Consider the following 12,980-nt stretch of genomic DNA (forward strand, 5'->3'; position numbering starts at 1 on the left):
AGATAATATTTTTACTAAGGTTCTTTCGAGCTTTCGGGACTTTATTAAGAAGGGCAGGTAAGGTCAAGTTACAGCCGGTTTATCGAGGGTTTTTGCATTGCGCCGTTCATCTTCCTGAATGTTTGCTGAACGCCGATGATTGTGCGCCGCAGAATTTCGAGAGAAGCTACGGCAATGCCACGCCGGCAACTTGATCTCGACACGATTTCCATTTTTTCAACGTAAGACCACCTCGCCTTAACGAGTACCCATGCCCAAAAAGCACACTTATGTCCTTGGCCTGAACACCTATGACCATGATGTCAGCGCCTGCCTGTTGCGCGACGGCGCCATCGCGTTTGCGATCGCCAAGGAGCGGATCACGCGGGCCAAGCATGCATCGGGCTTTTACAAGGAAGTGATCGACTATTGCCTCGAAGCTGAGGGCATCACACTCGATGACGTCGATCTGGTGGTGCGCAATTGTTATATCCTGCCGGTCCAGGAAATGGAGGAGCGGCTGGTCTACTTCGATGCGCCGGGCTTCCTTCCGGATTTCGAGCGCGGCGACGCGGCCAAGCACCCGCTGTATCTGTCGCGTCAGGACAAGGTGGTCACGATCTCCCACCACCTGGCGCACGCCTACAGCGCGTTCGCGGTGTCGCCGTTCGAGGATGGCGTCGTGATGATCGTCGATGGCGTCGGCAGCTACCGCTCCGACGTCATGGAATCTTTCCCCGCCAGCGACACGGCGACGCCGCTCGCGCGTGAGTCGGAGAGCTATTACAAGTTCAGCGGCGCGACGCTGGAATGCCTGAAGAAGGTCTGGATGGAGCCGGACCGCGGCTTCCTCAGCGATGAATTCTACACCATGCCCGGTCTCGGTGCGCTCTACAGCCGCGCCTCCACCTACATTTTCGGCGACTGGAACAAGTGCGGCGAGCTCATGGGTCTGGCGCCCTATGGTCGCCGCAACCAGGTCAAACATCTGCTCGAACTGAATGACGGCAAGCTGCAGGTGCCGCACTGGACCGCGGATTTCAAGGAGCCTTACGTGTTCGAACCCGGCAGCAACTGGGAAAAGAGCCCTGCGATGCGGCACTGGGAAGATCTCGCCTGGCGCACGCAGGATGACACCGAAAACGTGCTGCTCGCCCGCGCCCGGTGGCTGCGCGAAACCACCGGCGCAAAAAACCTCTGCATGGCCGGCGGCGTCGCGCTCAATTGCGTCGCGAATGGACGGGTCGCCCGCGAAGCGGGATTCGAGAACGTCTGGATCCAGCCAGCAGCCGGTGACGATGGGATTGCGATCGGCTGCGCCTATTACGGCTGGCTCGAAATCCTGAAGCAGCGCCGCGACTTCGTCATGGACCATTCCTATGTCGGCAAACGCTATAGCGATCAGGAGGCCGCGAAGGAGCTGCAGAAGTTTCTGGTGCGGATCCAGGTCGATGCCGTCAGCAGCGACAATGTCTGCCGCGATACGGCAAAGCTGCTCGCCGATCAGAAGGTGATCGGCTGGTTTCAGGACCGGTCGGAATTCGGACCGCGCGCGCTCGGCAACCGAAGCCTGATCGCCGATCCACGCAAGCCCGAGATGAAGGACATCCTCAACAGCCGCGTCAAGCACCGGCAGGCGTTCCGGCCGTTCGCGCCGATCGTGCTGGCCGAGCGCATGACGGAAATTTTCGAAGGCGAGGAGGACTCGCCCTTCATGCTGATTGCCAAGCCGGTGCGCCCGGAGTGGCGGGACAAAATTCCGGCGATCGTGCATGTCGACGGCACCGCGCGCGTCCAGACCGTGCGCGAAGCAACCAATCCGATGCTTTACCGTCTGCTGAAAGAATTCGAGGCGCTGACCGGCGTTCCCGTGCTGATCAACACCTCATTCAACATCAAGGGCGAGCCGATCGTGGAAACGCCGCTGGATGCCGTGAACTGCTTTCTGACCACGGGCGTCGATCATCTGGTCATGCACAACACGATCGTCTCGAAGAATACGATGCACAAGGTAGTCGCGCCGGTGCTCAACGTCTACGCCGACGTGCGCACGCTGGTGGCGTCGACCGCGCAGCCGGCCTGAGGCCGGCTGCCGCGATCCCGCCAAGAGCGCTCAGGCGGCTTTCGGCGCCGGCGGCTTGAGCGGCTTGTCCTGCCGCTTCGACCAGGAAATGTAGTACGCGACAATGGTCATGATCGCGATGCCGGTCACGCTGACGAGGATCTGAACGAGCAGCGAGCCTGAACTCAACGACAGCATGAAATGTCCGACGAAGGACAGGAACACGCCGACGCAGAACACCGCAAGCGATTGCTGGCCGCAGACGACCAAGGGATCGAAAATCCTCCACTCCAGGCCCGGCCACTCCTTCGGCACGAAGCGGATGACCAGGATGACGATGACGACGAAGTGCAGGAAGCGATAGGGCGCCAGATTGGTCTTGTCGTTCGGATTGAACGTCGAATACAGCCAGTGCGGGAACAGCTCGCCGAAAGCCGGAAACTTGCCGGCCATGGTCATGACCAGCGCGAGGATCATGTAGGCGATGCAGAACCAGAGCGTGGCCGGGTGCATGATCACTGACGCTGACTGCCGTGCACCACCGAGCGCGCACCATGCGCCGAATATGAACAGCACCTGCCAGGCGAACGGGTTGAAGTACCAGGTGCCGATCGGGTAGGCGGACAGATTCCATCCCGTTTGCCGCGACACCAGCCAAAGCACGATGGCGGCCAGCATGGTCCAGTTGGGCTGGCGCAGCATGATCCACAGCACCGGCGGGAACAGGCCCATCAGCACGATGTAGAGCGGCAGCACGTCGAGATTGACGGGCTTGAACTTCAGGAACAATCCCTGCCGCAGGGTTTCGGTCGCATTGTCGATCAGGCCAGCGACGTTGAAGTCGTTGACCAGTTGGGAATCGCCGAAGCGCAGCGCCAGATAGCTGATCGAGGCGATATAGATCACGAACAGGATGATGTGGGCAACATAGAGCTGCCAGACACGCTTGGTCAGCCGCGTCGCGCCGACGATGAAGCCGCGTTCCAGCATCATCCGGGCATAGACGAAGGAGGCGGTATAGCCGGAGATGAAAACGAACAGGTCGGCGGCGTCGCTGAACCCGTAATTGCGGGTGGTGATCCAGTTCACGACGTTGTCAGGAATATGATCCAGATAGATCGCCCAGTTCGCGACCCCGCGAAACAGGTCGAGCCGGAGATCGCGTCCTTTTTCTGGCAGGGTGGCGTTGATTTTCATGGCTGCCGTTTCGCAGTAATGATTCGGGAGGATGGCGCCGCAGAATCAGGTCCCGCCCGCCGGATAGCCCTAGATTGTCACAGTACGGCATAATGACTATACCGGTACGGAAATGGTACATCCGGGTTTTACGGAATCACCGATCAAATTTCCTGAAAGGTGTCTCTATACTATCCCGGCCGTTTCCACCAACCGCTACCGTGTCGCATACGCAAGGACCCGACCATCCATGACCGCACGCATTTTTAAGCCCGCCAAAAACGCGATGCAATCGGGCAGGGCCACGGCCCGGGAATGGCAGCTCGATTACGAGCCCGAGCAGCCCCGGGCGGTCGAGCCTCTGATGGGCTGGACCTCGTCGGGCGACATGAAGCAGCAGCTCACGCTGCAGTTCGACACCAAGGAAGACGCGATCGCCTATTGCGAGCGCAAGGGCATTGCCTACCAGGTGATCGAGCCCAAGGATTCGGTGCGCCGGCCGGCCGCCTACGCCGACAATTTCGCCTTCAAGCGCGTCGAACCCTGGACCCATTAGCCTAGCCGGCGTGCTTTTCAGCAGCCGCTCGACGCCCGGAGCCCGGACGAGGGCTACTGCGCCGGGCCCGATGCCGCCGGATCGTGGGGTATCGGCAGCGGCGCGTCCTTTGCCACACCAAGCACCGGGAAGGTTCTGATGTGGCGCACTTCAGGCATCGCAGAAAACTGCAGAAGCTGCTGGTGCATGCCTTCGACGTTTCGCGCCACGCATTTGAGCAGATAGTCGGCGTCGCCCGAAATCCGCCAGCTCTGCAGCACGAGCGGCACCGCGGCGATCGATTTTTCGAATGCCTGCAGCGGGGCCTGGGCCTGGCTCTGGAGCTGGATCAGGACAAAGGAAATGACTTCGTAGCCCAGCAGCGTTTCGTCGAGCGTGGCCCTGATGGCGCTGACATAGCCGCGCTCGCGCAAGGTGCGAACCCGCCGCCGGCACGGCGGCTCCGAAATGCCGACCCGCTCCGCCAGTTCGTTGTTGCGGATACGTCCATCCCTTTGCAGCTCGGACAGGATCTTCAGGTCGATGTCGTCGAGGGCGTGGCGTTCCGTCATGGGCTCCTCACGGGCACCTCATCGGCGTTCCAGCCTGCCACGCGTCGCCGTGCTCGGGGAGGGGGAACGTTTGGGTTGAGCCCGGCTGGGTGTTGCGCCGGGAGCGACGCTCGACAGCACCAGCTTTTCGTGGGCTGCAACGATGGCTTCCTTGGTGAGCCGCCCGCCGGGCCGGTACCAGGTGGTGAGGCCGGTCAACAGGGCCAGGATCGCGAATGTCGCCACCTGGATGTCCACGACCTCGAATTCGCCTTTGGCGACGCCCTGGCTGAGGATTTCCGCCAGCCGCTGTTCGTAGGCGCCGCGCAGCGCCACGATCTCTTCGTAGTTCTTCGGCTCCAGGCTCCGCAACTCGGAATTGGCGATGAAGACCTCGCGCTTCCTGGTCATGTGATAGGTGACGTGGAAGGCTGTGAAGGCGCGGAGCTTGTCGACCGGCCGCTGCTTGCCCTGCAGCGCACGATCGAGCTGGCGAAGCAATTCGTTGATGTGGTCCCGCACCAGCTCGAACAGCAATTCCTGCTTGGTGCTGATATGGTTGTAGAGCGAGCCCGACTGGATTCCGACCTCGGCCGCAAGTTGACGCAGGCTCATGGCCGCGTAGCCGTGCTCGAAGATCAGGCGCAGCCCGGCCTTGCGGATCGCCTCCATCGTCTTCGGGCCGTGAGAACCGATCGTCCGCGCCATGGGGCCTCTGGGCATTCGCCGCCGTGGAAACGAGCGGTCGATTGTATAATTTTGTCACGAAATGACAGTAGTTTCAATTGCCTGTAGCTATCATTTGAGGTCCGACAGGTTCCGCTTGCAGGCAAGTTAAAAAAACGTATGATCGTTTAATTCCAAGGAATACACCGGGGGAAATGATGGCCTCAAGCAGGCTGCTTCTCAACTTCGATCTCGGCGAGACCGCGGATGCGATCCGCGAGACGGTGCATGCGTTTTCGCAGAACGAAATCGCGCCGCGCGCGGCCGAAATCGACCGCAGCAACCAGTTTCCGCGCGACCTCTGGCCCAAAATAGGATCGCTCGGCCTGCACGGCATCACGGTCGAGGAGGAGTATGGCGGCACCGGCCTCGGCTATCTCGAGCACTGCATTGCGGTAGAGGAAATGTCGCGGGCGTCAGCCTCGGTCGGCCTGTCGTATGGGGCGCATTCCAACCTCTGCGTCAACCAGATCCGCCGCAACGGCAGCGAGGCACAGAAGCGCAAATACCTGCCAAAACTGATCTCGGGCGAACACGTCGGCTCGCTGGCGATGTCGGAGCCGGGCGCCGGCTCTGACGTGGTGTCGATGAAGACCCGCGCCGACAAGAAGGGCGACCGCTTTGTGCTCAACGGCAACAAGATGTGGATCACCAACGGACCGGAGGCCGATACGCTGGTGGTCTACGCCAAGACCAATCCCGAGGCCGGCCCGCGCGGCATGACCGCCTTCATCATCGAAAAGGGCATGAAGGGATTTTCCACCGCGCAAAAGCTCGACAAGCTCGGCATGCGCGGCTCCGACACCTGCGAACTCGTATTCGAGGATTGCGAAGTCCCGGAAGAGAACGTGCTGAGCGAAGTCGGCCGCGGCGTCAACGTGCTGATGAGCGGCCTCGACTATGAGCGCGCGGTGCTGGCGGCAGGCCCGATCGGCATCATGCAGGCCTGCATGGACGTGGTGCTGCCTTACGTGCATGAGCGCAAGCAGTTCGGCGAGCCGATCGGCACGTTTCAACTGGTGCAGGGCAAGATCGCCGACATGTACACCACCATGAACGCCTCGCGCGCCTATGTGTACGCGGTGGCAAAGGCCTGCGACCGCGGCGAGACCACGCGCGAGGACGCGGCCGGCGCGATTCTGTACGCGGCGGAAAAAGCCACCCAATGCGCGCTCGACGCCATCCAGCTGCTCGGCGGCAACGGCTATATCAACGACTACCCGACCGGGCGGCTGTTGCGCGACGCCAAACTCTACGAGATCGGCGCCGGCACCAGCGAAATCCGCCGCATGCTGATCGGGCGGGAACTGTTTGAAAAGACGGCTTAAGCTTCACATCGGGGCAAAGATGATACAGGCTGTCGCATTCTCTTCGAATGGGCTGTTCCGGCCATCCTGAAGCCATCCCAGGGCACTCCAGCATCCAAAGAAAACGCCGACCATGCCGCTTCACTCCACCATCGATCCCACATCCTCTGAGTTTGCCCGCAACGCCGACGTGATGCGCGGCCTGGTGGCGGAGCTTCGCGAGAAGCTTAAAGTGGTTTCCGGCGGGGGCGGCGAGACGGCGCGCAAGCGGCATACCTCGCGCGGCAAAATGCTGGCGCGCGAACGCGTTGACCTGCTGGTCGATCCAGGCACCGCCTTTCTCGAATTGTCGCCGCTCGCCGCTAACGGCCTCTATGGCGGCGACGTCCATTCCGCCAGCGTCATTACAGGGGTGGGGCGCATTTCCGGGCGCGAATGCGTCATCGTCGCCAACGACGCCACCATCAAGGGCGGCACTTACTACCCGATGACCGTGAAGAAGCATCTGCGCGCGCAGGACATCGCGCGGCAGAACAATCTGCCCTGCGTCTACATGGTCGATTCCGGCGGCGCCTTCCTGCCGATGCAGGACGAGATCTTTCCGGACGAGCGGCATTTCGGCCGTATCTTTTATAACCAGGCGCAGATGTCCTCGCTGGGCATTCCGCAGATCGCCATCGTGATGGGGTCCTGCACCGCCGGTGGCGCCTATGTGCCGGCCATGTCGGACGAGAGCATCATCGTGCGCAATCAAGGCACCATCTTCCTCGGCGGGCCGCCGCTGGTGAAGGCCGCGACCGGCGAGGTGGTGACAGCGGAAGAACTCGGCGGCGCCGATGTGCACTCCAGGCATTCCGGCGTCACCGACCATTACGCGCAGAATGACGCGCATGCGATCGGAATCGCCCGACGCATCGTCGCCACGCTGAAGCCGCCGACGCGGGCGGCGCTGAACATGCGCGAGCCGCGGGAGCCGCTGTTTCCGGCGGAAGAAATCTACGGCGTGGTCTCCGCCGACGGCAGAAAACCGTTCGACGTCCACGACATCATCGCGCGTGTGGTCGACGGCTCGGAATTCGACGAGTTCAAAAAACTCTATGGCACGACGCTGATCTGCGGCTTTGCCCACATCTGGGGCTATCCGGTCGGCATCATCGCCAATAACGGCATCCTGTTCAGCGAGAGCTCGCTGAAGGGCGCGCACTTCATCGAACTGTGCTGCCAGCGCAATATCCCGCTGGTGTTCCTGCAGAACATCACCGGCTTCATGGTCGGCAAGAAATACGAGGCCGGCGGTATCGCGCGCGACGGCGCCAAGCTGGTGACGGCGGTGGCGACCGCGGGCGTGCCAAAGTTCACTGTCGTGATCGGCGGCTCCTACGGCGCCGGCAATTACGGCATGAGCGGCCGCGCCTATTCCCCGCGTTTTCTGTGGATGTGGCCGAACGCGCGGATCTCCGTGATGGGCGGCGAGCAGGCCTCCATGGTGCTGAGCCAGGTCCGACGCGACAATATCGAGGCCAAGGGTGAGAGCTGGTCGGCGGAGGAAGAGGACAAGTTCCGCGCGCCCATCCGTGCGCAATATGAACACCAGGGCAATCCGTATTACGCCACGGCACGGCTATGGGACGACGGCGTGATCGACCCCGCCGACACAAGGCTGGTGCTTGGCCTTGGATTATCAGCGGCTGCCAACGCGCCGATCGAACCGACGAAATTCGGCCTGTTCAGGATGTGATGATGGACCGCTCGAAGCTTTACCGGCGTTTTCGCACGCTTCTGATCGCCAACCGCGGCGAGATCGCCTGCCGCGTCATCCGCTCCGCGCGCGCCATGGGTCTGCGCACCGTCGCCGTCTATTCCGAGGCCGACCGCGACGCCATGCATGTTGCCATGGCCGATGAGGCCGTATTGCTGGGACCCGCGCGCGCACGCGACAGCTATCTCAATATCGAACGCGTAATCGAAGCCGCGCGCCAGACCGGCGCCGAGGCCATCCATCCCGGCTACGGCTTCCTGTCTGAAAACGCCGAGTTCGCGCAGGCGTGCCTGAACGCCGGGCTGGTGTTCGTCGGCCCTACCGCCGAGATGATGACCGCGATGGGCTCGAAGTCGGGCTCGAAGGCGCTGATGGAAAAGGCCGGCGTGCCGCTGGTGCCGGGCTATCACGGCGAGGCCCAGGACGAGGCGACGCTGGCAAAATCCGCCGACAAGATCGGCTTCCCTGTGCTGGTGAAGGCCTCCGCCGGCGGCGGCGGACGCGGCATGCGCGTGGTGAATTCAGCCGGAGAACTTGCGGCGGCGATCGTCAGCGCCAAGCGCGAGGCCAAGGCGGCGTTCGGCGACGACCGCATGCTGATCGAAAAATTCGTGCAAAACCCCCGGCATATCGAGGTGCAGATCATTGGCGATAGCCACGGCAATCTGCTCTCGCTCTGGGAGCGCGAATGCACGCTGCAGCGGCGGCACCAGAAGGTGATCGAGGAAGCGCCGTCGCCGACGCTGGACGCCACGCAACGCGAAGCGGTCTGCGCCGCCGCGCGCAAGGCGGCCGGTGCGGTGAACTATGTCGGCGCCGGCACCATCGAATTCGTCTCTGACGGCAAGGAGGTGTTCTTCATCGAGATGAATACCCGCCTGCAGGTCGAGCATCCCGTGACTGAACTGATTACCGGCTTGGATCTGGTAGAGTGGCAGTTGCGGGTGGCGTTCGGCGAGAAGCTGCCGCTCAAGCAGGACGAGATCAAGCTGAACGGCCACGCCATCGAGGCGCGGGTTTATGCCGAAAATCCGCAGAAGAATTTCATGCCTTCCGTGGGACGGATCAAGACCTGGCGCACGCCCGATGGCGTCGACGGCCTGCGGATCGACGCCGGATATCGCGATGGCGATGCGGTGTCGCCGTATTACGACGCCATGCTGGCCAAAGTGATCGCCTGGGCGCCGACGCGGCAAGCCGCCATCGAGCGGCTCAACCGCGGGCTGGAAGAGACCGACGTTCGCGGCATCGTCACCAATATCCCGTTCCTGTCGGCGCTGGTGACGCATCCGCAGGTGCGCGCCAACACCATCGATACCGGCTTCATCGAGCGCGAGCTGAAGAAACTGACGGAAGCCTCAAGCGTAGCTGGCGATCTCGAGCTTTGTGCTGCGGTGGCCGCGATCGTCAACGACGAGCAGAAGGCGGCGCGCAAGGAAGCGCATTCGCCGTGGCAGACGTTTGGCTGGATGCCGGTCGGAAAGCGGCAGCGGGTGTTCTCGTTCCGGCAGGGGCAGGGCGCCGAGCACAAGGTGACACTGCACTATGGCAACGGGCCATCGACGGTGTCGATCGGCAAGCACGAATTCGTTTTCACGACTTCGCCTGCCGATTGCGGGAGTTTCGACCTGACGATCGACGGCATGAAATCGCGCGTCACTGCCGTGATCGAGGGCCATGAGCTTTATTTGCGCACCCGCAACGGCCGCTTCGATCTGCATTGGGTCGATCCGTTCGGCGGCGAGACCGAGGAGCATGTGGGCGAGGACAAGATCGTTGCGCCCTTGCCAGGCACTGTGGTGGCGCTGCTGGCCGAAGAGGGCGCGACGCTGGAAAAGGGCGCTGCGATCCTCACGCTTGAAGTCATGAAGATGGAGCAAACCCTGCGTGCGCCCTTTGCGGGCGTGCTGAGGAAGATCAAGTGCAAGGTCGGCGATATCGTCAGCGAAGGCGTCGAACTAGCCGAAGTCGAGCCGGCGGCGTCATGAGCGATCGCGTCCATATCGTCGAAGTCGGCCCGCGCGACGGGCTGCAGAACGAAAAGACCCCGATCAGCGTCGCCGACCGGATCGCTTTCATCGAGGCGTTGATCGGTGCGGGTCTCCACACTGTCGAGGTCGGCGCCTTCGTCTCTCCCAAGGCAATCCCGCAGATGGTCGGATCGGCCGAAGTGCTGCGCGGCGTCAGCCATCATGCGAATTGTGAACTGCCGGTGCTTGTGCCGAACGAGAAGGGTTACGAGGCTTCACAGGCCGCTGGCGCCAAACTGATCGCGGTGTTCGCCGCGGCATCGGAAAGTTTTTCGCGCGCCAATATCAATTGCTCGATTGCGGAATCGATCGACCGGTTCAAGCCGGTGCTCGCCCGCGCCAAGGCCGACGGCGTGCGGGTGCGTGGCTACATCTCCACCGTGCTCGGCTGCCCCTATGAGGGCGAAGTCAAGCCGCAGGCGGTGGTCGATGTCGCAAAAGTGCTGTGGGACCTCGGCTGCTACGAAATCTCGCTCGGTGACACCATCGGCGTCGGCACGCCCCTGAAAGCGCGGCAGCTACTGCGCGCAGTGGCGGGCGATGTGCCGATGGCCAATCTGGCGATGCATTTCCACGATACTTACGGCCAGGCGCTGGCCAATCTCTATGCCGGGATGGAGGAGGGCTGCCGCGTAATCGACTCCGCCGCCGGCGGCCTCGGCGGTTGCCCCTACGCCCCCGGCGCGACCGGCAATGTCGCAACCGAGGACGTGGTCTACATGCTCGAAGGCATGAGCATTGCGACCGGCGTCGATATGCCGAAGCTGGTCGCGGCGACCAATGTGGTCAGCGGGCTGATCGGCCGTCCGCCGGTCAGCCGCGTGGCGGCGGCGTTGAACGCGAAGATGCGGGCCGCGAAGTAGGCCGCCTACGCGGCCTTCAGTCCGACATTCGGTAGCATCGGCCTGCTCTTCAGCGCTCTCGCCATCATCGCCTCGACCTCTGCCTTCTCGTGCGGCAGCAGCGCAAGGCGCGGCGGTCGGGTCAGGGCGGTGCCGCGGCCCATGATGTGCTCGCAAAGCTTGATGCACTGGACGAGGTCCGGACGGGCGTCGAGGTGCAACAGCGGCATGAACCATTCGTACAGCGGCATCGCCTCGGCATAGCGTCCCGCCTTGGCGAGACGGAACAGGGTCTCGCCCTCGCGCGGGAAGGCGTTCGACATGCCCGAAACCCAGCCGACGGCGCCCATGGCGACGCTTTCGACAATGACGTCGTCGAGGCCGGCGAACAGCACGAAGCGATCGCCGACCATGTTGCGGGTGTCGATGAAGCGCCGCGTGTCGCCGGAGGAGTCCTTGAAGCACACCACCGTCTCGACGTCGGCGAGGGTCGCGAGAATGTCCGGCGTGACGTCGTTCTTGTAGATCGGCGGATTGTTGTAGAGCATCACAGGCAGATCGGTCGCGCTGGCAACCGAACGGAAATGCGCGGCGGTCTCGTGCGGCTTGGAGGAATAGACCAGCGCCGGCATCACCATCACACCGTCGATGCCGACCCGCGCGGCCTCCTTGGCGGTTTCGACGGCAAACGCCGTCGTGAACTCGGCGATGCCGCACAGCACCGGCACGCGGCCGGCCGCGACCGACTTGGCCGTCTCCATGATGGCGATCTTTTCCTTGCGCTCCAGCGAGGTGTTCTCGCCGACGGACCCGCAGACGATCAATCCGGAAACGCCGTCGCGGATCAGGCCGTCCATGACCTTTGCGGTTGCATCGATATTGAGCGACAGGTCGTCATTGAATTGCGTGGTAACGGCCGGGAAGACGCCTTCCCAGGAAATGCGTGGGCTCATTGTTTGGCTCCGATTGGAATTTTCCGGCGGATTGTCACATCCGCCGGGCTTTGGCTTGGAAACGATGGGTGGGATCAGAGCGTCGCGCCGATCTTTCGCAACTCGGCAAGGACGGGCGCCTTGGGCAGCCAGATCTTGTCGAACTCGGCGATGACGGCCTCGGTATCGCCGGCCGGGACCTGACGGATCGGGATCGGCGCGTTCTTGAAATTCTCGATCAGCTTGGGCTCATTGCCGGCCAGTTCATCGATCTGCGCATCGAGCGTCGATTTGACGGTCTTGGTGATCAGCTCCCGGTCGGCCGCCGGCAACGACTGCCAGACACGGCCGGAGACGACCGCCGCCATCGGCATGAAGACGGCATTCATCTGCAGGATGACTTTCGCAACCTTGTCGAAGCGCTGGTTCCAGGAGAACTCCAGATCCGCCTCGAGGCCGTCGACCTGGCCGTTCGCCATGGCGTCGAACACCTGGGGCGTCGGGATCGGCGTCGGCGCGGCGCCGAGCGAGGAATAGAAATCGCGATAGACCGGCGTCGGGTTGATGCGCAGCTTCATCCCCTTGATGTCGGCGAGACCGGTCAAATCCTTCGCCGAGAAGATGGCGCGCATGCCGGTGATGCCCCAGCCCAATCCAATCGTTCCGGTTTCCTGCGGCAGGACATCGAACAGCTTGATCGCCGCCGGATGGCGGACGAACTTCGCGACCGACGGCGTCGAGCGCACGATGTAGGGCGCATTGATTGCCGCAATATGCGGTACGCGCGAGCCGAGCTCAGCGGCTTGGATGAAGCCCATGTCGAGCGCGCCGGACTGCAATTGCTGCATCATGGCCGGCTCGTTGCCGAGCTGGCCGGAGTGAAACACCGTCATGGTCAGGCGGCCGTTGGTGGCCGCCTTGAGATCGTCACCGAGCTTCAGCGCCGCCTTGTTCCAGGAATGGCCATTGGGCGTGATGAGGCCGAGGCGAAATTCCTTGGCCTGGGCAAGCGCGAGCGACGGCGCGAACAGCGGTACGGCTGCGCTGGCGGCAAGGAAGCGGCGACGTGAAAGAGACATTG

General features: G+C 62.6%; 11 protein-coding genes. 6 read left to right on the forward strand and 5 right to left on the reverse strand.

Translation table 11 applies throughout. From position 1 onward, the window contains the following. Positions 1–250: 250 nt before the first annotated feature. A complete protein-coding gene (locus V1286_RS14955; protein ID WP_334480617.1) occupies positions 251–2,062 on the forward strand; it encodes a carbamoyltransferase family protein in 1,812 nt (603 codons plus the stop codon). Positions 2,063–2,092: 30 nt separating this feature from the next. Here V1286_RS14955 and V1286_RS14960 read toward each other — a convergent pair whose 3' ends face one another. Next, positions 2,093–3,238: an OpgC domain-containing protein gene (locus V1286_RS14960; protein ID WP_334480618.1), complete on the reverse strand. Its 1,146-nt coding sequence runs from the start codon at positions 3,236–3,238 to the stop codon at positions 2,093–2,095. 229 nt (positions 3,239–3,467) lie between these two features. On the opposite strand from V1286_RS14960, the gene V1286_RS14965 reads away from it, so the two are divergent. Further along, positions 3,468–3,773 (forward strand): ETC complex I subunit, encoded by a 306-nt coding sequence (locus V1286_RS14965; protein ID WP_108519475.1) that lies wholly within the window; start codon positions 3,468–3,470, stop codon positions 3,771–3,773. Positions 3,774–3,826: 53 nt separating this feature from the next. On the opposite strand, the gene V1286_RS14970 is transcribed toward V1286_RS14965, so the two are convergent. Next, entirely contained in the window at positions 3,827–4,324 is a 498-nt protein-coding gene (locus V1286_RS14970) for an Lrp/AsnC family transcriptional regulator (protein WP_334480620.1), read from the reverse strand. A gap of 18 nt (positions 4,325–4,342) precedes the next feature. Continuing rightward, entirely contained in the window at positions 4,343–5,011 is a 669-nt protein-coding gene (locus V1286_RS14975; protein ID WP_334480621.1) for a TetR/AcrR family transcriptional regulator, read from the reverse strand. Between the two features lie 176 nt (positions 5,012–5,187). Between V1286_RS14975 and V1286_RS14980 the strand changes: the two genes are divergently transcribed. From V1286_RS14980 to V1286_RS14995, 4 genes are all read left to right on the forward strand, one after another. Beyond that, entirely contained in the window at positions 5,188–6,357 is a 1,170-nt protein-coding gene (locus V1286_RS14980; RefSeq protein ID WP_417021143.1) for an isovaleryl-CoA dehydrogenase, read from the forward strand. A gap of 112 nt (positions 6,358–6,469) precedes the next feature. Beyond that, positions 6,470–8,074 (forward strand): carboxyl transferase domain-containing protein, encoded by a 1,605-nt coding sequence (locus V1286_RS14985; protein ID WP_334480624.1) that lies wholly within the window; start codon positions 6,470–6,472, stop codon positions 8,072–8,074. A gap of 2 nt (positions 8,075–8,076) precedes the next feature. Next, positions 8,077–10,083, forward strand: coding sequence for an acetyl/propionyl/methylcrotonyl-CoA carboxylase subunit alpha (locus tag V1286_RS14990; RefSeq protein WP_334480626.1), 2,007 nt, complete (start codon positions 8,077–8,079; stop codon positions 10,081–10,083). Beyond that, positions 10,080–10,988 (forward strand): hydroxymethylglutaryl-CoA lyase, encoded by a 909-nt coding sequence (locus V1286_RS14995; RefSeq protein WP_334480627.1) that lies wholly within the window; start codon positions 10,080–10,082, stop codon positions 10,986–10,988. The genes V1286_RS14990 and V1286_RS14995 overlap by 4 nt, the downstream gene beginning before the upstream one ends. 5 nt (positions 10,989–10,993) lie before the next feature. On the opposite strand, the gene V1286_RS15000 is transcribed toward V1286_RS14995, so the two are convergent. Together V1286_RS15000 and V1286_RS15005 are read right to left on the reverse strand one after the other, a co-directional pair. Further along, positions 10,994–11,920 (reverse strand): dihydrodipicolinate synthase family protein, encoded by a 927-nt coding sequence (locus V1286_RS15000; RefSeq protein ID WP_334480628.1) that lies wholly within the window; start codon positions 11,918–11,920, stop codon positions 10,994–10,996. 74 nt (positions 11,921–11,994) lie between these two features. Beyond that, on the reverse strand, positions 11,995–12,978 hold the full coding sequence (locus V1286_RS15005) for a TRAP transporter substrate-binding protein (protein ID WP_334480630.1): 984 nt from the start codon (positions 12,976–12,978) through the stop codon (positions 11,995–11,997). Between the last annotated feature and the right edge of the window lie 2 nt (positions 12,979–12,980).

The organism is Bradyrhizobium algeriense, from assembly GCF_036924595.1.
GTDB lineage: Bacteria > Pseudomonadota > Alphaproteobacteria > Rhizobiales > Xanthobacteraceae > Bradyrhizobium > Bradyrhizobium algeriense.